Raw genomic sequence first — 21,629 nt, 5'->3', positions numbered from 1 at the left:
CCCGGCGTCCCTGCCGTTCCGTCCCGCGAGCGGCTCCGATGCTGCTCGCGGAACTAAATGTAGCGAGAAAATCTAATTCCGCAAGGAACTCGTCGCGCGATAGGGTCACGACATGCCGCCACCCCGTGGAACGAGCGCAGAGACGCTGCTCGCGTACGCCTTCGACTCGTCGGCGTTCACCGCGACCGAGGCGATCGACGCCACCGGGCTGACCCGGTCGACCGTGCTGGGCGCCGCCGAGGAGCTCGTGCGGCTCGGCTGGCTCCGCGAGCTCGACGACGCCCGGGCCGCGGGGGAGTACCGGATGGGACGCCCCGCCCGCCGCTACGAGCTCGACACGGTCGCCGGGGTCGTCGTCGGTGTGGACGCCGGCCAGCACCGGGTCACCGCCTTCGTCGCCGACCTGCGCGGCACGGTGCTCGGTCGTGCCGAGGGGTCGCTCGGAGAATCAGGCCTCGACGTGCCCGTTCGACTCGGGGTCCTCGCCGACACCGTGGCCGCCGCCCTCGCCTCGGCCGACGTCGACCGCACCCGGGTCCTGGTCACGGTCGTGGGCATCCCGGCGCCGGTCGACGCCGCCGGTGCCTCGCCCGACGACGGCGGCTTCTGGGTCCGGATGAACCCGGGGTTCGCCGACGCCGTGCCGGACGGGCGGGTGCTCGTCGAGAACGACGCGAACCTCGCCGCGCTCGCCGAGCGGCCGTCCTCGGGCGACGCCTCGTTCGCGGCGCTGCTGTCCGGCGAACGCTTCGGCGCGGGCCTCGTCGTCGACGGGGTCCTGCTGCGCGGTGCCCACGGTGGCGCCGGGGAGATGCGGGTGCTCGAACTCGTCGAGGGTGTCGGCTCGTCCGACGGCATCGGCGCCGTCGCCCGCACCTTCGTGGCCGACGCCGTCGCCGCCGGGCACATCCCCGCGGACGCCGCGCTCGCCGCGGACGCCGCACTGGTGTTCGCGGCCGCACGGAGCGGTGATCCGGTCGCACGCACGATCGTCGACCGTCTGGGGGACCGCCTGGCCAGGGTCTGCATCCTGCTCGCGAGCCTGCTCGACATCGACCGCGTGGTGGTCGCCGGCGCGATCGCCCAGCCCGCGGTCGCCGTCATCGACCGCGCGCGCGACCTGCTCGCCAAGGGGCACTTCGATCCGGTGCCCGAACTCGTCGCGTCGTCGCTCGGGGCCGACGTCGTCGTCATCGGGGCCGTGGCCCACGCGGTCGACGCGGTGCGGGCCGACCCGCTGTCGTTCCCGCTGCTCAGTCGGGCAGCGGCACCTCGTGGTTCCGGTCCCACGGTTCCGTCCAGCCGAGTCGGTCGAACAGTGCATCCAGCAGCATCGCGGTGAAGCCCCACACCAGGTGCTCGTCCCCGTCGGCCTCGATCGTGAACGCCGGTCCGCGCCACTCCTGACCACTGCGGCGGATCACGGTCACGCCACGGTTCGCCGGGTCGAGCAGGTCGGCCACGGGGACCCGGAACACCGCCGCCGACTCGTGCTCGTCGACGACGCGGATCGGTGAGGGATCGCGCCACCAGCCGATGACGGGTCGGACCAGGTGGTTCGAGAACGCCAGGGGCACGGCTGGCAGGGCGCCGAGCACCTCGACGCCGGCGGGGTCGAGCCCCGTCTCCTCCTGTGCCTCGCGCAGTGCGGCGGCGACGGCGTCCGCGTCACCGGGGTCGATGCGTCCACCGGGGAACGCGACCTCGCCGGCGTGCGCGCGCAGGGTCGTGGCCCGGGCGAGGAGCAGGACGTCGAGGTCCCGCGGGACGCCGGGCGCTGCCGCCGGTCGGTCGCTCGGCGTGTGGTCGAGCGCGCCGAAGAGCATCAGGACCGCGGCCCGACGTGGTGAGGCCGTGCTGCCGGGTTCGACGAGCGGCCCACCGTCACCCCAGCCGTCCGCTGCGACCGCCGCGAGAGCAGCCCGTACCGATCCGTCGTGCGTCACCCGTTCACCCTAGGTGCGCGCCACCGGGCGGTCCCGCGGCAGCGTCGCACCGAACGCCTCACTGGGCGTTGTTCGAGTGCCATCTGGGAGCCGCACAGGTGGGAACTGTGCGAACCGGAAGCGCCTCGGTGCCCCGTTCGCAGCGGGCCGCCGCCACGATTGCACCGTCCGCCGGGAGGCCCCATGTTCCACGATCTGCTCCGACCCCTGTTCCACGTCGCCGTCGTCACACCGTCCGTGCTCGTCCCGGTGGACGTCGCCGCCGGGCTCCTCACCGTCGCCGCGCTCCTGCCGGCGTTCGGTCGTCACTCCCGGCATCCGGTCCGGGGCCTGCTCTGGCGGCTCGGCGCCGTGGCCGTCGGCGCCGCGATCGGGCTGGTCGCGGTGTGGTGGTTCGGGGACGTGCAGGACCTGTACGGGGTGTCGTTCACCCCGATCACCCGGATGTGGGTGGCCCTTGCCTTCGGCGGTGTCGGGCTCCTCGTCGTGACGGTCGTCCAGGGCGGCTGGCTCCGCCGCGTGCTCGGCGTGCTCGCGGCGGTGGCGGTGGCCCTGGCCGCCGTCCTCGGCGTCAACGTCGACTTCGGGGCGTACCGCACGATCGAGCAGGCCGTGACGACCGATCCGTACCCGTCGGGTCCGCTGGGACACGAGACGGGCGTGGGGCGCGCCTCCAGTCCGGTGGTCGACCCGGCCACCTGGCGGGCGCCCGCCGACATGCCGCGACGCGGGAAGGTGCTCTCGGTCACCATCCCGTCGACCGCCTCCCACTTCCAGGCACGGCCGGCGGTGGTGTACCTGCCGCCGGCCGCCCTGACCGAGCGACCACCGACCCTGCCGGTCCTCATCAGCCTGGCCGGGCAACCCGGGCAGCCGAGCGACATGTTCCAGGCTGGTCGGCTCGGCGCAGTGATGGACGCGTTCGCCGAGGCCCACCACGGACTCGCCCCGATCGTCGTCGCGCCGGATCAACTCGGGGCACCGGACCGGAACCCGATGTGCGTCGACTCGTCCCTCGGCCGCTCCGCGACGTACATCATGACCGACACCACGAACTGGATCCGGCAGCACCTGCGCGTCGGGGCAGCGCCCTCGGCCTGGGGCATCGTCGGGTTCTCGCAGGGAGCCACGTGTGCCATGCAGTTCTCCACCGCACACCCCGGCGTGTTCGGCACGACCTTCGCAATCTCGAGCGAGCTCGCACCCCTGAACGGCTCCGTCCAGCACAGCATCCGGTACGGGTTCGGCGGCTCGGCCTCGCGGTACGCCGCAGCGGCACCGCGGGCGATCATGCGTGCGCACGGTCCCTACCCCGGGCACCTGACGGTGTTCGCCTACGGCAGCGACGACGCCCCCTACGTCGCCTCGACCACGGCACTCCGCGCCGCCGCGAACGCCGCCGGCATGCAGACCCGGCTGTTCGTGTCCGAGGGCTCCGCCCATGACTGGAACACCGTCCGCTACGCCCTGCGCGTCGGGATGCCCGGCGTCATCGCGCACCTGGGCCTGCGGTGAGCGCGGTGGTCGCGGCCCTCGCGTGGGCGCATCCGAGACGGCTCGTTCCGGCAGCCCGTCGGTACCCGCTGACGAGCGTCGTCTCGGCCCTGACGATCGTCGCCGGCATCGCCGCCGTGGTGCTCAGGTGCCTCGGCACGAAGGACGGTCGGACGCTCGACACACTCGGCGGGACGATGGGTCCGCTCGGCGTGGTCGCGGTGACGAGCAGCGTCGTCGGGTTCCTCGTCACCTTCGTCGCCGTCGTTGTCTGCACCGCGGCGTCCGAACGGCTGCTCGGCTGGCGGCGCACCCTGCTCGCGATGGTCGTCACGACCGTGGTGGGGACCGGGCTCGGCGCCCTGCTGCAGCTGTTCGACGGCGCCCCGGCGAACCGCGGCTTCCTCGTGCACCTGGGACACGTCGGCCCCTGGACCTGGATCGTCGGGACCATCGTCACCGCGAGCGCGTTCGCCGGCGCGCTGTGGCGACGCCGGATCCGGGTGGTGTCGATCGCCGTCGTCGCGGCACTGCTGCTCTACGCCGGACACGCGTCCGACCTGCACGCGGCACTCGCCCTGGTCGTCGGCCTGGTGCTCGGCCGCGTGCTACGACGGTCGCCGGTGCGGAGCGGCTGGACCCGGAGTTCATCACGCGAGACCCGGGTGCTGCTCGTGGCCGCGGTGACCGTGTCGGCCGTCGGGCCGGTCCTCGCGCTCGTCACCGGTGCCCAGTTCGGGCTGCTCGCCCCGCTCGCCGTGGTGCTCGACACCGGGCCGACCGGCCGGATGCCGCACTGCTCGGTGACCGGGGTGACCGCCAGCTGCGTCCGGGCGCTCGCCGAGGTGCACCCGCACGGCCTGTTCCACTCGCTGCTGGCCGTGATGCCGCTCGTGGTCCTGGCGGTCGGCGCCGTGGGTCTGCGGCGTGGGAGCCGGTTCGCACTGTGGCTCGTCGCGACCGTCGACCTGGTGTCCGGCGTCGCGACCGCCGTCTCGTACGGGGTGCTTCCCGAACGCCACCACGCCGTCGTGCAGCGCCTGGCGTCGGACCACCTCGCGGTCTCGCTCTCGATCGCCGCGTCGGTGCTGGTGCCGATCGCGACCGCCGTGGTGCTCGTCCTGCGCCGCGCGGACTTCCCGGTCCGGACCGACCGGCGGCGTCTGCGGACCTTCGTCCAGACGGTCGCCGGTTCGGCCGTGGTGCTCGCGGTCGTCGTCGTCGGTGTCGCCGTGGCTTCGGGCGACAGCGTGCGCGAGCCCCTCCACCTGGCGCTCGCCGTGCTCGGCCCGATCGCCCCCGTGACCCTGCCGACGCACCTGGCGCAGGCCGACCCGGCGCTGCGGTTCGTCGTGGGTGTCTCCGGCCCGCTCCTGTGGCTCGCCGTGGCCATCGCCGCGGTCCGGCCGACCGGCGCCGGGCGCTCGGACAGCGACCTCGACGGGCAGGATGCCGCACGGGTGGCCGCTCGGGCGCTCCTGGTCGCCGACGGTGGTGACACCTTCGGGTGGATGACCACCTGGCCCGGCAACGAGTACTGGTTCACCGAGGACGGCCGTGCCGGTGTCGCCTACCACCGCACCGGCAGCGTCGCCGTGACGACCGGTGGCCCCTTCGGACACGAGGACGCGCGGCTGGCGGCACTCGAGGGCTTCGCACGGGCCGCGGACGACCACGGCTGGACGCCCGTCTTCTACGGCATCGACGCCACCCTCGGCGCTGCACTCGCCCGACTCGGTTGGACGACCCTTCCCGTGGCCGAGGACGCCGACCTCGACCCGCGCACCTGGACGACGACGGGCAAGCGCAAGCAGGACGTCCGCACGGCCGTCAACAAGGCCGCACGATCCGGCACCACCGCACTCTGGTCGGACTGGGCCTCGCTGCCCGGCTCGGTCACGCGCCAGATCGAGGCGATCTCGGAGGAGTGGGTCGCCGAGCGCGAACTGCCCGAGATGGGGTTCACCCTGGGCGGGATCGACGAGATGCGCGACCCCGCCGTCCGGACGCTCGTCGCCCTGGGGTCGGATGGCACCGTGCTCGCCGTCACCAGCTGGCTGCCCGCCTACCGCGCCGGGCAGGTGGTCGGTTGGACGCTCGACGTGATGCGCCGCGCGCCGGACGCCCCGAACGGTGTGATGGAGTTCCTGGTCGCGAGTGCGGTCAACCGGATGCGCGCTGACGGTGCCGAGCGGCTCAGCCTGTCCGCGGCCCCGCTCGCGTCGTCGGCCGAGCCGCAGGGTGCCGGCCGGAGCGGCGTCGAATCGTTCCTCGACGTCGTCGGCGGCGCGCTCGAGCCCGTCTACGGGTTCCGCTCCCTGCTGCGCTTCAAGGCGAAGTTCGGGCCCGACCTGCACCCCCTGGTGATGGCGTACCCGGACCCGGTGGCGCTGCCCACGATCGGCGTCGCGATCGTCCGTACCTACCTGCCGGGGCTGTCGCTGCGCCAGGCGGTGGCGATCGTGCGGGAGCGGCGTCCGGCGCACGGGGTCCGGGCTGAGCAGCCGGGGGAACGGGTCGGCTGACCCGGACGGTTCCCCAGCGCCGTCGGTACGTTCGGAGCATGGGAACCGAACGGGCCGACGGACCGGCCGTGGACGAGCACGATCCGTACGAACGCCGCCCCGGTTACGTCACGAGTGCCGACGGCCGGACCGACCGGATGACCTCGGACATGTTCGTGGGCATCGCGGTCGGCTTCGTCCTGGTGATGGTCTTCGGGTTCTTCCAGCTCGTCGAGTGGATCGCGATCGGAGCGGCCGTGGTCATCGGCGCGGCGGTGTGGTTGGTCCTGCGCAGCCGGCGACGGCGTGCAGATCGCCGCGCTGGTCGGTCGCCGGACGCCGTCCCGCGTGCCCGGGACCGGGCGATCGCCGAGGCGAACGGCGGTCGCCGGTTCTTCGTCGCCCAGAACCCGGTCGTCGTCATCGTGATGGGGGCGATCTTCATCAGTGTCGCGGTCGCGCCGCTGCTGTTCGGCGGGTTCTCCGTCGGTCGGATCGTGACCGGGGTCATCGTCGTCGCGAGCGGCGTCGTCTGCATCGTGCAGGGGATCGGCACGCTGCGGGTTCGCCGTCGGGAGCGCAGCGGGGGCTGAACCTGTTCGTGGTGGAGGCCGCTGTCGGTGTCAGGATCCGTCGTTCCACGACATCTCTCAGTGAGCGACCCCTGCTCCGACAGAAGGAGAGACCACCGATGAACACCCGAACCCGCGTCAGCGTCACAGCTTTGGCCGCCTTCGTCATGGTCGCCGTTCTCAGCGGTTGTGCTGCGAGCACCGCGACTCCTTCACCGTCCGCCACCTCGGCGACGACCGGGGACGAGACCCCGGCCCCGTCCCCGTCGGCCACCGCGACGGACGCCGTGACTCCGTCGACCCCGTCGTCGTCCCCGTCGCAAGACCCCGGGACGTCGGCGCTCGCGCAGCACATCTACGACGAGTGCAGCAAGGGGGCCGCGGATGCCGGGGTCACCCTGACGTTCACGAACGACCCGTCGGGGTACCCGGGCAGCGACGGGACCTACCAGCTCATATACCCCTTCACCTTCGACGACGGGCACACCGACCCGTACGCCGTCTACAACTGCACGCTCACCGACGACACGGTCAACTCCTCGTACGTCAGCAGCGGGATGACCGACAGTCACTGACCATGGTCGGCGACGGCGACGGCGACGGCGCGGGCGTCCGGTGACAACCCCACCCGCGGGTCAGGGCGGGGCTTCGCGCGACCAGTAGTCCGCTCGGACCACGAGAAGTTCGCCCTGGACCTCCGACGTCAGATTGACGACGCGGGGATCCCACAGCGTCCCGGGCAGCCTCGCGAACGGTTCAGTGCCCAACGTCGTCGACAGTTCGGACGGGCTCACCCCCGACGGCGGCTGCACGGACACGAGCGACCAGCACCCGCCGGACGCGCACTGCTCCTCCTCGTCGATCACCCTGCTCCCGGCCGGCAGGGGGATCGACGACGACGTCGGCACGTCGCCTTCCGTCGCGCCCATGACCAGCAGTGCGGCGCGCACACCGACAAACAGGACGGCCGCGGCACCGACGATCAGAACGGTCGCGACGATCGCTCGTCGGGTTTTCGTCCGGTGCCTGGTCACCTCCGCAGCGTAGGCGGCGGCTCGGGCGGACCACCGGACGTCAAGCCGCCGACACCGTGACCGAGCGGCGTTCCATGAGCCGCCACGATCCGCCGAGCAGCGGCGTGAGCGTCACGACCGTGTACACGACCGCGACGACGGCGAAGGTGGCCTCGACCCCCACTCCGTCGGCAGCGACCCCGGCGAGCAGGCCGCCGACGGGGATGCCCGCCCACGCGCCGGCACCGAGCAGGCCGAACACCCGCGCCCGCATGTGATCCGGGATCCGCTCGAGCTCGACGGCTCCGAGGATCGGGTTGATCGAACCGGCCGCGAGCCCGGAGAGCGCGGCGGACGCGAGCATCCACGGCAGGCCGAGCCCGAGCGCCGGAACGACCAGGGACGGCCCGCCGGCGAGCACGAAGCACAGGGCGAAGACCAACCGTCGCGGCACGCGGTGTGCCACGTACCCGAAGGCGACGGAGCCGAGGAACGCCGCACCCCCGAAGACGCCGGTGACGAGCCCGAGCGCCTGCGCGCCGCCGAGCTGCTGGTCGGCGTAGAGCGGGAGGAGCGTGGTCGAGCGTGCGGCGTCGAGCAGGTTCGTCACGAGCACCAGCGCGACGACGAGCCGGAACAGGGGATCGCGGACGCAGAACCGGAACCCGTCGGCGATGTCGCGCCAGTACCCCTGCGACTCCACGGGCTCGCCTGACTCGACCGGCGCCACCGCGCCGCGGACCGTGAGCGCCGTGAGCAGCGCGGCTGCCCCGAAGGTGATCGCCACGCAGGCCAGGCCCGGCATCGGACCGAGGACGGCGACCAGGGTCCCACCGAGGGGCGCACCGATCAGCACCGACAGCCGTGACGACGCCTCGAAGTGGCCGACGGCGCGTTCGAGCGGCACGCCTGCCGCGGTCGCGAGCCCCGGCAGGAGCACCCGTCGGGCGGACTCACCCGGGGTGTCGAACAGCCCGCTGACGAACACGAGCGCGAGGAGCGCCCAGAACGGCAGACCGACGGTCCAGGCGAGCACCGGCATCGCGAGCAGGGTGAGCCCGCTGATGACGTCGGACGCGACACTCGAGCGGACGAACCCGACCCGCTCCACGAGGGCGCCGCCGAACGGACCGCCCAGCACGATCGGCACCGTCGCCATGAACGCGGCGATGCCCACGTCGGTGGCGGAGCCGCCACGCGCGAGGACGGCGAACGGCACGGTGATGGTGGTGACAACGTTCCCGATGCGCGACACCACCTGCACCGCGAGCAGTGCGCGCAGTTGCGCGCGGGGGCTCAGCCGCGGGGCCATCGGTATGCCTGGTTCAGCACGAAGACCTGCTCGGAGCCGTCCCTGGCGTGGTGCTCGGCAGCGACACCGGCCCAGCGGTCCACGACCCCGCGGAGTTCCTCGCCCATGTCCTGGAGCTCGGCTGCCGTCAGGCGGAGCACGCGGTCCGAGCTCGAGGACGCGGACACCCACTCGCGTCCGAGCGTCGGCGCGAGGTCGACGAACGCCTCGTAGTTCGCGGCGTACACGCGGGCGACCGCGTGGTCGAGGGCGTTCGTGGCGAGCAACCGCTCCGGATCGTCGAGCGCGTCGGCGAGCTCCCACACGGAGGCGTCGCGTGCGGCTCGCCACCAGCGCTCACGGCGGTCCGTGCCCGCGTCGGGAGCGGGTTCGATGAAGCCCGCGGCGGCGAGTCGGGTGCAGTGGTAGCTGATCGTGCCCGGCGCCTCGTCGATCACCTCGCCGATCGTCGCGGCGGTCTGCGGGCCGTTCGCCCGCAACAGGCCGAGGATGCGCAGGCGCGTCGGGTGAGCGAGGGCGCGCATCTGGGCGGGGTCGTCGATCCGTCCTTGGGTCATGGTGCGACCCTACATGCACAACAGATCTTGTGGAGTTCTGCCCGGGTGCTCAGCGTCGTCGTACGACCTCCGTACCTTGTGGCCCTCTCATGGCGCGGGGCGTCCCACCGACCTACCGTCTACTTGTCAGACGATCGTCTGTCGAATAGGCCCTCTGGAAGGAACCTGCTCCATGCGTCACGCTCCTCGCCTCCGCCGGACCAACGCGCTGCTGATCACCAGTGGCGTCCTGACGGCGGCAGCGCTCGCTGTCGGGCAGCCGGGCCCGTCTCCGCGGCCAACGCCGACGGCGCGGCGCCCGCCCAGTCCGTGGCCGCAGTGTCCTCGCTGTCCCGCGGTGACAGCTACGTGGCCCTCGGTGACTCGTACGCGGGCGGCTTCGGCGTCGCCCCCTACGGCTCGGGTCCGGCGGCCGGCTGCTTCCAGTCCACCACCGACTACCCGCACCAGGTCGCAGCATCACTGGGACTCCAGCTCGACGACCGTGCCTGCGCCGGTGCCACCACCGGCAACATCTCCCGGGTCGCGCAGAAGACCGGAGCCGGAAGTGCCACCGCGCCCGTCCAGGCCGACGCGCTCTCCAAGGACACGGACGTCGTCACGGTGTCGATCGGCGGGAACGACCTGGGGTTCTCCGGCGTCATCGCGAACTGCGTCGCACTGGACAAGGCCGGCCCGGTGTTCTCGGAGATCCACGGGAAGACCTACGACCACTGCAAGGACTACTACGCACCGGTCGTGCACGGCGTCACGCGGGATCGTCTCGCATCGCGCATCCGCACGGTCGTGGCACCTCGGCTCGCTGCGACGTTCCGCGTGATCGCGCAGCGTGCTCCGCAGGCGAAGGTGTTCGTCGTCGGCTACCCGATGCTCGCGCCGGGTGCGGCGCAGGCCCCGAAGGGATGCTTCTCGAGTCTCCTCGGTGACTCCGGTCTCGAACCGCCGTTCCCGCAGAACGCGTTCCCCTTCACCGCCACCGACACCGCCTACTTCCACCGCACCCAGAACGCGCTCGACGCAGCGGTCAAGGCTGCGGCGAAGGCTCGTGGGTTCACCTACGTCTCGACGCTCCAGGGCTCTGCCGCGCACACCCCCTGTGCCGCGTCGGGTTCCGCATGGATGGCGGGACTCACCCTGACCGACCGCGGCACCGCCGCGAACAGCACGCCGCTGGCCGGAACGAAGTACAGCATCCTCTTCGGCGCACTCCACCCGAACGCTGCCGGCATCGCGTACCTGCGTGACCAGACCAAGGCCGCGATCGTCGGATCGCGCTGACGCACCAGCGCCTGCTGGTCGCGTCGTCGACGCGACCAGCAGGCGGACGGGAGGCCCGGTGCCAGCTGACACCGGGCCTCCCGTCCGTCTCGTGTGGACCACCGGGCGTCTGTCGTCGCACCGCGGGTCTCACCCGAGATGCAGTGAGCGGCCGGCGTGTGCTGCGTCGGCCGCTCTGGGACATTCCGGCGGGTTCCCGTCGGGGTTGTCGGATCAGAGCCCGCTGATCACTGATTCGAGTCGGAGTTCGCCGTCGCGGGTCTGCATGCCCGCGGCGAGCAGGACGTGCGCGCGGTCGGCCGCGGCCGGAGTGAACAACGGGCCGAGGAGCGCGTTCTCTGCAACCAAGCCTGCACGGGTGATCGGGCTCGGGGCAGCGTTCACCGCCTTCTTGACGGCGGACACGACTGCGGGCTGCAACCCGCCGATCCGGCGGGCCAACGCGTCGACGAAGGAGTGGATCTCGTCGGCCGGGAGTGCTCGGTTCACGAGACCGTACCGCTCTGCGAGTTCGGCATCGACGAGCTGCGCACCGAGGAGGATCTCGAGTGCACGCGCCCGGCCCACGAGTGCGGTCAGGTACTGGGTGCCTCCACCGCCGGCCATGATGTCCATCAGCACCTCCGGCTGCGCCTGGCCGGCACCGCCGATGGCGGCGAAGCGCATGTCGAGGGCCATCAAGAACTCGTTGCCACCACCTCGGGCGAGGCCGGTCAGCTTGCCGATCGTGACCTGCGGAAGCGAGCGGACCTCTTCGTGGACGACCTGCATGAGGTTGAGGTCTGCGGGGAACTCTGCGTCCGGGTTCGCCTCCATCGTCGCGGCGACGGCTGTCGACATGACCTCGGGTTCCGTGATGAACCGTGTGTCGCCGTGTGCGATGAAGATGTCCGGGTCGGCGCTGTCGAAGACGATGACTCGCACGTCTTCGTCTTCACGGACCTGGGCGACGAACCGGCGGATCGACGGCAGCAGGGTGCCGTCGGAGAGGTTCAGCGGTGGGTTGTCGATCGTGACGTTCGCAACGCCGTCGGCGACGGTGATGCGCAGGGCGGGCAGGTTGTAGGTCATGGGGCTTCTCCCTCTGGGGACGCGGCGGTGACGCCGAGCGTCGTTTGTGACATTGAGTATCACGATAAGGACTCCGCATCATTCCTGCAAGTGAGTGCACATCCTCGTAGGATCGATGCATGAACCCGATGAGCACGCGAGCGATCGGACGAGCGGCGGTGCGGGACGAGCTGGGGAGCATCGGACTCCGTTGCTTCCTGGAGTCAGGCTTCGAGGCCGTCACGTTCGAGGACCTGGCCGGACGAGCAGGAGTTTCTCGAAGCACCTTCTTGCGCTACTTCGGCAGCAAGGAGGACGTCGTCCTGCATGTCTTCGATCCCCTCGGTGAGCAGATGGCACAGGCCCTCGGGGAGCGTCCGGAGTCGGAGGACACCTGGACTGCGCTTCGTCACGCGGTCAGGCCCGCCGTGGCGCTCATCGAGGACGATTCCGACGCGGGCTTCGCGCGACTCGACTTGGTTTGGTCGACGCCCGCGTTGTGGGCTCGGCTCCACGAGAAGCAGGCAACCTGGCGAGAAGGACTCGCTGCGGTGCTCGTCGAGCGTGAAGCCAGCAGCCAGTTGCGACGCATCGCGGTGCAGACACTCGTGATGGCCGCCTTGGGTTGCGTCATCGTCGCGTACGACGGATGGGTCGAGAGCGGCGGAGCTGAGCGCCTCGGTGAGCTGGTCGAGGACGCTTTCGCGGCCCTTGCCCAGGGAACGGTTCGCTGACGAGCCTCGAGCGTCCAAGGCAACGTGCGGGGAACAGCGTTCTCCCGTCCCGGGTGCGAATGGTCTTCGGAGACTGCTTCTCCGGAGACGTGTTCTTCTTCACGTACTCTCGCGCGCTTGTGACTGTTCAGTGGTCAGATGAGCAGCCCGATGGTGAGCACGACGATCCCGCCCGCCGTGAGCAGGGCCGGTCCCGCGACCCGGCCGGGAGCGGGCCGTTCCGTCGCACGCGCGAAGAAGGCGGCGACGAGCATCGACGTCGCGCCTCCGTAGATGAGCACGAAGGCTTCGGGGAAGAAGCCGATGATGTGGACCCCGAGCCCGGCGAAGACCGTCAATGCCGACGTGAACAGGTGGGCTCTGGAAGCTGCTGGGAGCTCAGGCATTGCTCGTGTTCTGAGGAGAAGGCCGATCAGACACCAGATCGAAGCGGTCGCGAAGAGCGCGCCGCTGATCGAGATGATCGCGGCTCCGATCACGTCGAGGTTCACGCGTTACACCGCTCCGGTAGAGCCGTGTTCGGGTGTTCCGAACCAGGCGGCGAGTGCCTCTGTGAGGGAGGCGGGGTCGGTGTGGGACCAGGCGACGAATCCGTCGGGCCGAATCAGCATCGAGGTCTGTTGGTGCGTTGTGGCCAGCGGCACGTAGTCGACGCGGTCGTTCCATGGGGCGATGGTGTCGCGGTACGTGCCGGTCGCGTCGACCAGGATGGGGTGGGCGGTGCGGAGCAGTTCCGGGATTCTGCGGATGGTCCCGTCGGCGAGTTCGACCTGTGATGACGGTGCAAACCATCCGGTGGGGCCGTCGGGGTTCGCGGAGTTCGCGGGGCTCGTGTCGTAGCGGACGTCCGAGCCGGCGAGGAGATCTGCGATGCGCTGCACGGTGGTCGTGTCGGCGAGCATCTCGGCGAAGAGGTCGCGGAGGGCGGTGACATCCGAGCCGGGCGCCATGAGGGCGGTCTGCGCTTGGGTCTGCATGAAGACGCGTTGTCCGAGCGGGCGCCGCTCTGTCTCGTAGGTGTCGAGCAAGCCCGCGGGGGCCCAGCCGCGGAGGCTGGCGGCGAGTTTCCAGGCGAGGTTCGCCGCGTCCTGAAGCGCGAGGTTCAGGCCGGGTCCGCCTGCGGCAGAGTGCACGTGTGCGGCGTCGCCGAGGAGGAAGATCCGCCGGTCGCGGTAGCGGTCAGCGACGCGTGTGTTCCGACCGGTCAGACGGCGCAGCAACGTCGGCTCACCGTCGGCCGGCGCGTTGAGGTCGAGGCGGACGCCGAGGACGCGCTCAAGGCTGTCTTCCATCTCGGTCAATGTCATGGCTGCTCCCTCACCGGGGAAGCTGCGGTCAGGCTGGTCCTCCCATTCCGCGGTGTAGACCAGCGGGTGCTCCGGGTCACGGAGGGCGATGGTGACGACGCCGGTTTCAGTGCGGTGGAAGCTCTCCGGGATCTCTCCCAGACCCGCAACGTGCACTTTCCCGGGGCCGGCGGGCGTCAGCTGCTCAGTTGGTGCGATCAGGGCTGTGCGGTCCACGATGTGGTGGTCGGTGTTGCCGGGGAAGCCGATACCGGAGAGCTTCCGAACAGTGCTTCGCGCGCCGTCACTCCCCACGAGGTACTGCGCCGACGCGGTGCTCTCAGCTCCGGTCGCGACGTCGACGAGGTCGACGGTGACGGAGTCGTCGTGTTGGGTGAAGGAGCGCATCTCGACGCCGCGACGGATCGCAACGCCGAGTTCCGCTGCGCGGTCGTTGAGTACGCGCTCGAGGTCGCGCTGGTTGATGTGGAGCAGGTACATCGGGTTGCGGTCGCCGAGCGTGTGGAGCGGCAACGGCAGCGCTCCGAAGAAGAAGCCCGGAGCCGGCTCCGGGACGGCCCGCCCAGCACACCGCTCGAACAAGCCGCGGTGGTCCAGTAGTCGGACGACCTGCCCGGTCAAGCCGTGCGCCTTGTCCCATTGGTTGATCTCGGGGAGGCGTTCGAGGACGAGGGGGTTCGCACCCGCGAGCTTCAGCTCGCAGGCGACGAAGATGCCCACGGGTCCGCCTCCGACGATGACGACGTCGTACATGATGGTCTTCCTTCTGTCGAAGAGTGTGGGATCAGTGGTCAGCGGAGGTGGTCGAAACCGTCGCCGAGGAGTTGGAACGCAGCTCGGAGGATCGGCTGGAGGGGTTGTGGCTCCGCGCGCGCCGCCCAGGACTCCAGCGTTGTCAACAAGGTCGACAGCGCAGCGGCGGACACCAGACCAGGAATGGGATCCTCCGGTGCTGCGTCTGAGCGCGCCGCGACGGCGGCCGCGAACACTGCGTTCGCTGCGCGGGCACCTCGATCGACGGCTGACTGCATGCCTGGCGTCGACAGCACTGCGAGCAGCCCGCTCTGCTCCTCCCGGGACGGGGTCGTCGTCTCTTCTGCCTCGTACGGCGCGAGCAGCGCCTCCGTGATGGCAGTCCACAACGGCTCCTCGCGCGGCCGCTGGAGCAGATCGTCGGCCGCCGTGCGCACGCGTTGCACGTGGCGGTCCGCGATCGCGTCTTCCTTGCTCGAGAAGTAGTTCCCGAACGTCCGCCTCGACACTCCGACCCGACCGACGATGTCCTCGACACGGATGTTGTCGAGCCCCCGCTCCCGGGCGAGCAACACTGTCGTCACACTCAACGCGTCACGGATCGCTGCCTTCTTCTGCTCACGGAACGAGATCTCGTCTGTCATGACACCAAACTAGAACAAGTTTGCCCATTGGGCAAGTTTACTCAATGGGCAACTACTGACCTCGGGATCAACGGATCACAGACGGTCGTTCACGAGACACTCATCGACCCGGGGGAGAGCGGCGTGCCCGAGTGGAACGACCGTTGCGCTCGCTCGATAGCCTCCTGCGCGTGGGCATCTCCGACTTCGACGTTGCACCCAGCGCCGGGTCGCGGTTCGGGGTGGTCGTGCTCGGAGTCGCAAGCGCGGTCGCCGGAGTTCTCGCCGTCATCGGATGGCCGCTGCCCGTCATCTCGTCGACACACGGCCGAGGTCAGCACGCGTGGGCGCGCACCGTCCGTGAAGTCCACGACTGGTTCGCGCACGACGGGTGGCGGATGTCCGGCGCATCGTGGATCTACGGTGCTCTCGCGGTCGTCGCCCTGGCCGCCGCTGTCATCCTGCGCCATCCTGCCTGGAGCGGCCGCCGCGCGTTGCTGATCATCGTCATTCCGGCCGGGGTGCTCCTCGTGTTGGGCCCCGCGCTCCAGTGGGCTCTCGGGCTGCCATGGTCGAACTACGGAAGCGGATCGGCCGGCGGAACAGCCATCGGCATCCTCGTCACGGTCGCGTGCGGCGCCGTGCTCACGGGGTTCCGTCAGGCCCTGCGGCGAAGAGCCCGCCGCAACGAAGCGGCGCCCGCCCGCTGAGGAGGCCGAGGTCGGAGCAAACGGGGGCTGTGCCGGCGCGAACTCCGAATCGGCGTTGCTGGTTACCGCAAGATCGGTGAGGAACTGTCGTGTGCGCCGGTTGTCCGGCAGTACGGTCCGGGAACAGCCTGACCCGAGGCTGCGAGAAGCCAACCCGAAGGCGACCCGATGGACAACTGCGACGAGCGACGGCCTGGCGCCCTCGCGTTCACGAAGCATCTCGGCGAGCAGTTCGGCGGTGATCTCCGGCGGACAAGAGCAGCTCCGGTCGCGCCACGACTCCACGGCGCGGTGAAGGCGACTGCCGTGCGAGCGCACACCGCCGGCGGCTCGAACGGCGGACTCCGTCAGGTCGTTGCTGCGCCAGTCCCGTTGCGGTTCGAGTTGGCGAGCACGGGGCTGTCCCTCGCCGGCCTGGGTGTCGCGATCGGATGCGGAGTCGCGCGCACGATCGGCCCGCAGGTCCTGCCAGTCGCGAGGATCGCGGATCCCGAGGTGCGCGACGCGGAGCTCGACGAACGCGGCGGGTTCGAGGCACAGCTCGCCGACGTGCTCACGGAGCCCCGGCCTCTCGTCGTCGAACTCGCTGCAGAGGAGCTGGCGGCGGACACCATCGTCATGCCCGTCGTCGGTGATCGTGTCCACTACAGCCGGGGTTCTGGGCACCTCATCGGGCTGCAGGGAGTCGTCGTCGCGTCCGATGAGGGCGAAGCTCTGCCGCGCGGGCTGCGGTACGTGCAGCTCGACGGTGAGGCGTGGCCGATCGTCGTCACGGTGGTGTCCCTGGACCGGATCTAGCTGGTGCTGCGACTCGGTCCGGGCACGAGCGCCACGATTCGCCCGTGCCGGGACTGCCGTCAGACGGCCGGGCTGAGGAGGCGCCCGGTGAACTCGCACAGAGCCTGCACCGCCCGCTGCGACAGCGTCGCGTCGGGCATCATGCTCGTCGATCCGTGGAACGCTCCCGGCCACACGTGGAGTTCCGACTGGACTCCTGCCGCCCACAGCGAGCTGGCGTAGGCGACGGTCTCGTCGCGGAACACCTCGGTGCTGCCGCAGTCGATGTACGCAGGCGGGAGCCCGGTGAGGTCCGTCGCGCGGCCGGGTGCAGCGTAGATCGACACGTCCTCGCCACCCCGCCGGTCGCCGAGGTAGGCGTCCCAGCCGAACCGTGTCATCTGCCGGTCGGCGACCCCGACACCGTCGAACTGCCGAGCCGACAGCGTCGCGTCGCGGTCGTCGAGCATGGGACTCACGAGCACCTGGCCGATGACGGAGGGCCCCTGTCGGTCGCGGGCGAGGAGGGCGGTGCCGGCGGCGAGACCGGCACCGGCGCTCTGCCCGACGAGGACGATGCGCTCCCAGTCGATGCCGAGTTCGTCGGCGTGCTCAGATGCCCAGACGAGACCGGCGTAGCAGTCCTCGACCGGGTACGGGTCCGGGTGTTCCGGCGCCAGGCGGTAGTCGGGGCTGACCAGGACGACGTCGTGCACCAGCAGCCACTCGTCGTAGGAGTCGAGGTTGCCGAGGTGGTGGCCGAACATCATGCCGCCGCCGTGGATCGCGTAGGCCAGGGCAGCCGTGCCGGTGCGGCCGGTGCGTTGGATCACGGCGAGGTCGATCGGGTCACCGCGGTGCCCCGGGATCGTGATGCTGCTCCGCTCGAGGCCGCGAGCACGCAGTCCTTCGTCGAGCTGCGCCTCGGTCATGTCCAGTTGTCGCATCTGCGGCAGCATCTGCGCCGTGAGGTGGAAGCGGCCTCGCGCGTCCATGGCGGTGAGGAAGGGCACGAACTCGGGATCGAACGGCGGGCGGGGGAGGGCGATGGTGTCAGACACGGGAGGTCTCCTCGGTGATGGTGGTCGGGTCGGTGTGTGCAGGGGTGTGGTCGGCAGGTTGGGACGAGGCCGCGTCCTCTGGTTCGACGGCGGGCCGGGCTCGGAGCATGCCGACCACGACGAGCAGTGCTGCGACCACGGCGAGGCCGAGGCCGGCGACGGTGAGGGCGTCCCGGAAGCCCTCGAGCCGGGCGGTGGTCCAGGCGGTCGTGGTGATGCTCCCGGCGACGAAGGCGGCGACGATGGTCCCCGCCGCGGCGACGGCGGCACCACCCGCGAGCTCGCTCGAGGTGTCGACGAGCGCCGCTCCGACCGAGGTGCGGTCCGCGGGCAGTCCCGTGAGGACGGACGCGCCGGCGACGACGCCGACGACCCGCATGCCGGCGGCGACGAGCACGAGCGCGACGAGCACCCACGGGTACCCGTACCGGCTCAGGGCGCCGAAGACCGCGAGACCGGAGACGACCGAGACGGCGCTCATCCAGGCGGCGCGGCCCAGGCCGACCCGCTGCACGAACGGCCCGACGAAGCGGCCGCCGACGAGCAGCACCACCACCTGCGGCAACGTCCCGACGGCGGCCAGCGCCGGCGGCCAGCCCCAGGCGAACTGCAGCTGCAGGGTCACGAGGTACGACAGTCCCGCGACGGCCAGACCCGACGCGGCCTTGAACGCGAGGCCGCTCGAGACGAGTGGTCGGGCGAGCAGGTGCAGGTCGATCAGCGGGTGCCGCGCGGTCCGCTCGCGGGCGACGAACCCCACGGCGCAGGTGGCGGCGAGGGCGAGGACGGCCCACCCCCACCAGCTGTGGACTCCGGACTCGACCAGGATCGTCGGCGCCACGAGCGCTCCAGCCGTGGTCCCGGTGCCGAGCAGCGCTCCGACCACGTCGACCGGATCGCGACGGAGCCCCGCCGCCTCGTCACAGGCGACACCCAACCGGATGCCGACGAGTGCGAGGACCGCGATGGGCACGTCGGCCAGCAGCAGCACCTGCCACGGGGCGACGGCGAGCACGAACCCGCCGACGGTCGGACCGATGGCCAGCCCCACGAGCCCGGCCGTCGAGATGACGGTGAGCGCCCGCACCCGGAGGCCTTCGTCGTCGAAGAGGCGGAACGCCAGCGCCATCGACCCGGGTGTCGTCATCGCCGCGGCGACGCCCATCGCGACGCGCACGGCGATCAGTTGCTCGGTCGACGTGACCACCGCCGTGGCGAGGCTCGCGAGGGCCAGCAGGACGAGCCCGGCGAGCATGACTCGGCGGCGTCCGGTGCGGTCGGCGACGGCGCCGAAGAGCAGCATCAGCCCTCCGAAGGCGACCGAGTAGGCACCTGAGACCCACTGCAGGCCCGTCGTCGACGAGCCCAGATCGCGGCCGATCGTCGGCAGGGCGACGTTGAGCACGGAGTTGTCGAGCATCTCGAACAGGAACACCGCGGACAGCCCGGCGAGGGCGATCCAGGCGTCGCGCAGACGAGGAGACGAACCACCGCCGGGCACGCGCCCGGTGGTGCGAGCGGGACTGGGGGACACGATGGCGCACTCCTTCGAGGGAAGAAGTGGCGACTCGTTCGATGCCGCGTGCTGGTGCGTCGCGGATCGCGGCGCCTTTTACCTCAGTGATCGAGACCATACACGGACTGCCCACTCGAGGAAAGTCCGCGGCGGACGTCCCGGTTGCTGCCGTCCAGTTCGAGGTGGGAAGTGGCAGGACCTACCCTGGACGGATGCTCTCCCGCCGCGAAGCCGCCGTCCGGCTCGACATCCCCCTCGAGATGGCGACCCGCCACGGCATCCCGTCGCGCCTGAGCGAAGCGGAGCTCGACGCGATCGAGCAGGACCCGCCCGCCTGGCTCGTGCAGTCCCGCGCCAACCGCACCGGCACGAAGAAGGTCTGGACGCGCCTGGAGTGCGTGGTCTGCGGCTTCGACGAAGAGGCGCGCCCGAAGAAGTGGTGGCCCGAGTGGGACTACCTGATGTGCGACTACCACGCCCCGTACCAGGCGCCCGAGCCCACCGCCGGCCTGACGCGGCGCGAGGTCGAGGGCATCGGCAGCCGCTTCATCGCGCTCGTCGACGAGAAGCTCTGAGCAGCAGCACGATGCGCCTGCGGGGCAGGTCTCCTCGCCCCGAGGGCTGAGCGGCCCCACCGCGTCGTCCGGAACCCGCCAGCTCGTCCGCGCTCGGACCGATGGGATCGAAGGGTGAACGCCACTTCGACCAGAGCCGCGACCTTCCACGGCCTCCACGACCACCCATCCCGGCCACTCGTCCTCGTCAACGTCTGGGACGCCGTGAGCGCCCGACTCGTCGAGGACGCCGGCGCGACCGCGATCGCCACGACCAGTGCGGGCGTCGCCTGGTCCCTCGGGCGACCGGACGGGAACACCCTGACCCGCGCGGAGGCGATGGACGCGGTCGCGCGGATCGCTGCCTCGGTGTCGGTGCCGGTCACCGTCGACATCGAGTCCGGCTACGCCGACGACGCGGACGGCGTGGCGCGCACGGTGGACGCGGTGCTCGAAGCGGGCGCGGTCGGGATCAACATCGAGGACGGCAGGTTGCATCCGGAGGCGCTCGCCGACCGGATCGGGGCAGCCCGGCGCGCAGCGGAACGAGCCGGGGTGCCCCTGTTCGTCAATGCTCGGACCGACGTCCACCTCGCCGGTCTCGTCGATCCCGAACGACTCCTGGCCGAGACGCTCGAGCGTGCTCGTCGCTACCGCGGAGCCGGCGCGGACGGCGTGTTCGTCCCCGGAGTCCGAGACGTCGAGACCATCCGTGCGCTGGTGGAGTCGATCGACGGCCCGGTGAACGTGATGGCCGGTCCGGGGTCGCCGACCGTGGCGGAACTCGCCCGGCTCGGGGTGGCCCGCATCAGTCTCGGTTCCGCCGTCGCGCAGGCCGCGTACGCCGTCGTCCGGCAGGCCACGGCCGAGCTGCGGACCACCGGCACCTACGACTCGCTGGCGGCCGGGGTGGACTACGCGGACCTCAACGCGCTCTTCTGAAAGGCGCGCGACGCCCTGAACGCGACCACGCAGACGGACGGGAGGCCCGGTGCCAGCTGGCACCGGGCCTCCCGTCCGTCTCGGGTGGAGCTGCGGACGCTACTCGGTCGTCGAGACCCAGTCGATGAGCAGGTTGCCCTGCTCGCCCCAGTTGCCGACCTGGAACATGAAGCGGTGCGGGGTCGTCGGCACGTCGTGCGTGACGGTGCCGAGGACCTTGCCGTCGACGCTGTACGTGACGGACTCACCGGGGACCCAGTCGACCTTGTAGGTGTGCCAGTCGCGCCACGAGACGCCGGTGCCGAGCTGGACGCGCTCGGCTTCCTTGCCCGGGGTCATCGAGTGGTGGAACACCGAGGGGCTGTCCTCGAAGTTGCCCTCGGGGAAGTCGATCTCGCCGTCGGCCCACACGTTCGACGTCGGCCACAGCATGAAGGCCGCGCCGTTGCCGTCGCCGCCGGTCGCCTTCGCGCGGACCGAGAACGAGCCGCCGACGTGGTCCCAGGCGCCGTCGGAGGAGCCGAAGGTGCCGGCCGCTCCGGCGCCGGTGCCGAGGGCGACGTCCATCACGCCGTCGTGCACCGACACGGTCTTGCTCGGCGCGTAGATGCCCGAGGTGCCGTCGGGGTAGGGCTGCCACGACTGCGGGTACAGCGACTGGACGAGGCCGGTGACGGCGTTCGTGGTGAAGTCCTCGACGAACGAGGCGTCCGGTGCGATCGCGGACAGGTCCGCGGGGGAGGCCTCCGCCTCGGGTGCTGCTTCCGGCGCTGCCTCGGACTCGGGCTCGGCCTCTGCGTCGGGCGCGGGCTCGGCGACAGGGGCCGAGTCCTCGATCGGGGCGGAGTCCTGCTCGGGCTCCGCATCCGGGGTCCACTCGTCGGTGGGGGCCGGGGTCTCCGTCTCGTCCGGGGCCGGCGTCGGGG

Annotated in this window: 22 protein-coding genes; 11 read left to right on the top strand and 11 right to left on the bottom strand. The window is 71.1% G+C overall.

Going from position 1 to position 21,629, the window contains the following annotated elements; genetic code table 11:
- Window positions 1–112 precede the first annotated feature (112 nt).
- Window positions 113–1,342 carry an ROK family protein gene (locus DEI98_RS17090; RefSeq protein ID WP_111101426.1) on the top strand — a complete coding sequence of 410 codons (1,230 nt, stop codon included), beginning with the start codon at window positions 113–115 and terminating at the stop codon, window positions 1,340–1,342.
- On the opposite strand, the gene DEI98_RS17085 is transcribed toward DEI98_RS17090, so the two are convergent.
- Entirely contained in the window at window positions 1,254–1,946 is a 693-nt protein-coding gene (locus tag DEI98_RS17085) for a CoA pyrophosphatase (protein ID WP_258370926.1), read from the bottom strand. The genes DEI98_RS17090 and DEI98_RS17085 overlap by 89 nt on opposite strands.
- Window positions 1,947–2,129: 183 nt before the next feature.
- Here DEI98_RS17085 and DEI98_RS17080 point away from each other — a divergent pair, with 183 nt between their 5' ends.
- The 4 genes from DEI98_RS17080 (at window position 2,130) to DEI98_RS17065 (ending at window position 7,091) form a co-directional block, all read left to right on the top strand.
- Window positions 2,130–3,461: an esterase family protein gene (locus tag DEI98_RS17080; protein WP_111101425.1), complete on the top strand. Its 1,332-nt coding sequence runs from the start codon at window positions 2,130–2,132 to the stop codon at window positions 3,459–3,461.
- Between the two features lie 5 nt (window positions 3,462–3,466).
- Window positions 3,467–5,965: a bifunctional lysylphosphatidylglycerol flippase/synthetase MprF gene (locus DEI98_RS17075; protein WP_146243553.1), complete on the top strand. Its 2,499-nt coding sequence runs from the start codon at window positions 3,467–3,469 to the stop codon at window positions 5,963–5,965.
- A gap of 38 nt (window positions 5,966–6,003) precedes the next feature.
- On the top strand, window positions 6,004–6,537 hold the full coding sequence (locus DEI98_RS17070) for a hypothetical protein (protein ID WP_111101423.1): 534 nt from the start codon (window positions 6,004–6,006) through the stop codon (window positions 6,535–6,537).
- A 98-nt stretch (window positions 6,538–6,635) separates the two neighbouring features.
- Entirely contained in the window at window positions 6,636–7,091 is a 456-nt protein-coding gene (locus DEI98_RS17065; RefSeq protein ID WP_146243552.1) for a hypothetical protein, read from the top strand.
- Window positions 7,092–7,151: 60 nt separating this feature from the next.
- On the opposite strand, the gene DEI98_RS17060 is transcribed toward DEI98_RS17065, so the two are convergent.
- From DEI98_RS17060 to DEI98_RS17050, 3 genes are read right to left on the bottom strand one after another with little or no spacing between them, the layout of a single operon-like run.
- The gene (locus DEI98_RS17060; RefSeq protein WP_111101421.1) at window positions 7,152–7,550 is read right to left on the bottom strand and encodes a hypothetical protein; all 399 of its coding nucleotides are present in this window, start codon (window positions 7,548–7,550) and stop codon (window positions 7,152–7,154) included.
- Between the two features lie 40 nt (window positions 7,551–7,590).
- Window positions 7,591–8,841, bottom strand: coding sequence for an MFS transporter (locus DEI98_RS17055; RefSeq protein WP_111101420.1), 1,251 nt, complete (start codon window positions 8,839–8,841; stop codon window positions 7,591–7,593).
- A complete protein-coding gene (locus DEI98_RS17050) occupies window positions 8,826–9,398 on the bottom strand; it encodes a helix-turn-helix domain-containing protein (protein WP_111101419.1) in 573 nt (190 codons plus the stop codon). The genes DEI98_RS17055 and DEI98_RS17050 overlap by 16 nt, the downstream gene beginning before the upstream one ends.
- A 318-nt stretch (window positions 9,399–9,716) precedes the next feature.
- Here DEI98_RS17050 and DEI98_RS17045 point away from each other — a divergent pair, with 318 nt between their 5' ends.
- Entirely contained in the window at window positions 9,717–10,676 is a 960-nt protein-coding gene (locus DEI98_RS17045; protein ID WP_181438080.1) for an SGNH/GDSL hydrolase family protein, read from the top strand.
- A gap of 213 nt (window positions 10,677–10,889) precedes the next feature.
- On the opposite strand, the gene DEI98_RS17040 is transcribed toward DEI98_RS17045, so the two are convergent.
- Complete coding sequence (locus tag DEI98_RS17040; protein ID WP_111101418.1) at window positions 10,890–11,747, bottom strand: enoyl-CoA hydratase/isomerase family protein; 858 nt, start codon at window positions 11,745–11,747, stop codon at window positions 10,890–10,892.
- Between the two features lie 119 nt (window positions 11,748–11,866).
- Between DEI98_RS17040 and DEI98_RS17035 the strand changes: the two genes are divergently transcribed.
- A complete protein-coding gene (locus DEI98_RS17035; RefSeq protein WP_111101417.1) occupies window positions 11,867–12,460 on the top strand; it encodes a TetR/AcrR family transcriptional regulator in 594 nt (197 codons plus the stop codon).
- Window positions 12,461–12,594: 134 nt separating this feature from the next.
- Here the strand turns inward: DEI98_RS17035 and DEI98_RS17030 are convergent, their stop codons facing one another.
- From DEI98_RS17030 to DEI98_RS17020, 3 genes are all read right to left on the bottom strand, one after another.
- Entirely contained in the window at window positions 12,595–12,846 is a 252-nt protein-coding gene (locus DEI98_RS17030) for a hypothetical protein (RefSeq protein WP_146237757.1), read from the bottom strand.
- 108 nt (window positions 12,847–12,954) lie between these two features.
- On the bottom strand, window positions 12,955–14,520 hold the full coding sequence (locus tag DEI98_RS17025; protein WP_110865269.1) for an FAD-dependent monooxygenase: 1,566 nt from the start codon (window positions 14,518–14,520) through the stop codon (window positions 12,955–12,957).
- A gap of 38 nt (window positions 14,521–14,558) precedes the next feature.
- A complete protein-coding gene (locus tag DEI98_RS17020) occupies window positions 14,559–15,164 on the bottom strand; it encodes a TetR/AcrR family transcriptional regulator (RefSeq protein ID WP_110865268.1) in 606 nt (201 codons plus the stop codon).
- A gap of 170 nt (window positions 15,165–15,334) precedes the next feature.
- Here DEI98_RS17020 and DEI98_RS17015 point away from each other — a divergent pair, with 170 nt between their 5' ends.
- Entirely contained in the window at window positions 15,335–15,853 is a 519-nt protein-coding gene (locus tag DEI98_RS17015) for a hypothetical protein (RefSeq protein WP_111101416.1), read from the top strand.
- A 306-nt stretch (window positions 15,854–16,159) separates the two neighbouring features.
- The gene (locus DEI98_RS17010; protein ID WP_146237756.1) at window positions 16,160–16,651 is read left to right on the top strand and encodes a hypothetical protein; all 492 of its coding nucleotides are present in this window, start codon (window positions 16,160–16,162) and stop codon (window positions 16,649–16,651) included.
- Between the two features lie 59 nt (window positions 16,652–16,710).
- On the opposite strand, the gene DEI98_RS17005 is transcribed toward DEI98_RS17010, so the two are convergent.
- Both DEI98_RS17005 and DEI98_RS17000 read right to left on the bottom strand, forming a co-directional pair.
- Window positions 16,711–17,691 carry an alpha/beta hydrolase gene (locus tag DEI98_RS17005; RefSeq protein WP_111101415.1) on the bottom strand — a complete coding sequence of 327 codons (981 nt, stop codon included), beginning with the start codon at window positions 17,689–17,691 and terminating at the stop codon, window positions 16,711–16,713.
- Window positions 17,684–19,225, bottom strand: a complete 1,542-nt coding sequence (locus DEI98_RS17000) for an MFS transporter (protein WP_309147107.1) — start codon at window positions 19,223–19,225, stop codon at window positions 17,684–17,686. Before DEI98_RS17000 ends, DEI98_RS17005 begins: the two co-directional genes overlap by 8 nt.
- Window positions 19,226–19,419: 194 nt before the next feature.
- On the opposite strand from DEI98_RS17000, the gene DEI98_RS16995 reads away from it, so the two are divergent.
- Both DEI98_RS16995 and DEI98_RS16990 read left to right on the top strand, forming a co-directional pair.
- Entirely contained in the window at window positions 19,420–19,782 is a 363-nt protein-coding gene (locus tag DEI98_RS16995; protein ID WP_111022117.1) for a hypothetical protein, read from the top strand.
- A gap of 114 nt (window positions 19,783–19,896) precedes the next feature.
- The gene (locus DEI98_RS16990) at window positions 19,897–20,703 is read left to right on the top strand and encodes an isocitrate lyase/phosphoenolpyruvate mutase family protein (protein WP_111101413.1); all 807 of its coding nucleotides are present in this window, start codon (window positions 19,897–19,899) and stop codon (window positions 20,701–20,703) included.
- 99 nt (window positions 20,704–20,802) lie between these two features.
- Here DEI98_RS16990 and DEI98_RS18960 read toward each other — a convergent pair.
- Window positions 20,803–21,629, bottom strand: an 827-nt coding sequence (locus DEI98_RS18960; RefSeq protein WP_309147106.1) for a glycoside hydrolase family 16 protein, incomplete at its 5' end; no start/stop codon positions are given.

The sequence above is a fragment of the Curtobacterium sp. MCLR17_034 genome (assembly GCF_003234485.1).
Lineage (GTDB): Bacteria > Actinomycetota > Actinomycetes > Actinomycetales > Microbacteriaceae > Curtobacterium > Curtobacterium flaccumfaciens.
The sequence above is the reverse complement of the archived record's forward strand: the minus strand, read 5'-3'. Positions and strand labels throughout refer to the sequence as shown.

What these genes read in the sequence shown, in the direction of transcription:
- DEI98_RS17090 (WP_111101426.1), top strand. Translation starts at nt 113, where the DNA reads ATGCCGCCACCCCGTGGAACGAGCGCAGAGACGCTGCTCGCGTACGCC.
- DEI98_RS17080 (WP_111101425.1), top strand. Translation starts at nt 2,130, where the DNA reads ATGTTCCACGATCTGCTCCGACCCCTGTTCCACGTCGCCGTCGTCACA.
- DEI98_RS17070 (WP_111101423.1), top strand. Translation starts at nt 6,004, where the DNA reads ATGGGAACCGAACGGGCCGACGGACCGGCCGTGGACGAGCACGATCCG.
- DEI98_RS17065 (WP_146243552.1), top strand. Translation starts at nt 6,636, where the DNA reads ATGAACACCCGAACCCGCGTCAGCGTCACAGCTTTGGCCGCCTTCGTC.
- DEI98_RS17055 (WP_111101420.1), bottom strand. Translation starts at nt 8,841, where the DNA reads ATGGCCCCGCGGCTGAGCCCCCGCGCGCAACTGCGCGCACTGCTCGCG.
- DEI98_RS17050 (WP_111101419.1), bottom strand. Translation starts at nt 9,398, where the DNA reads ATGACCCAAGGACGGATCGACGACCCCGCCCAGATGCGCGCCCTCGCT.
- DEI98_RS17040 (WP_111101418.1), bottom strand. Translation starts at nt 11,747, where the DNA reads ATGACCTACAACCTGCCCGCCCTGCGCATCACCGTCGCCGACGGCGTT.
- DEI98_RS17035 (WP_111101417.1), top strand. Translation starts at nt 11,867, where the DNA reads ATGAACCCGATGAGCACGCGAGCGATCGGACGAGCGGCGGTGCGGGAC.
- DEI98_RS17030 (WP_146237757.1), bottom strand. Translation starts at nt 12,846, where the DNA reads ATGCCTGAGCTCCCAGCAGCTTCCAGAGCCCACCTGTTCACGTCGGCA.
- DEI98_RS17025 (WP_110865269.1), bottom strand. Translation starts at nt 14,520, where the DNA reads ATGTACGACGTCGTCATCGTCGGAGGCGGACCCGTGGGCATCTTCGTC.
- DEI98_RS17020 (WP_110865268.1), bottom strand. Translation starts at nt 15,164, where the DNA reads ATGACAGACGAGATCTCGTTCCGTGAGCAGAAGAAGGCAGCGATCCGT.
- DEI98_RS16995 (WP_111022117.1), top strand. Translation starts at nt 19,420, where the DNA reads ATGCTCTCCCGCCGCGAAGCCGCCGTCCGGCTCGACATCCCCCTCGAG.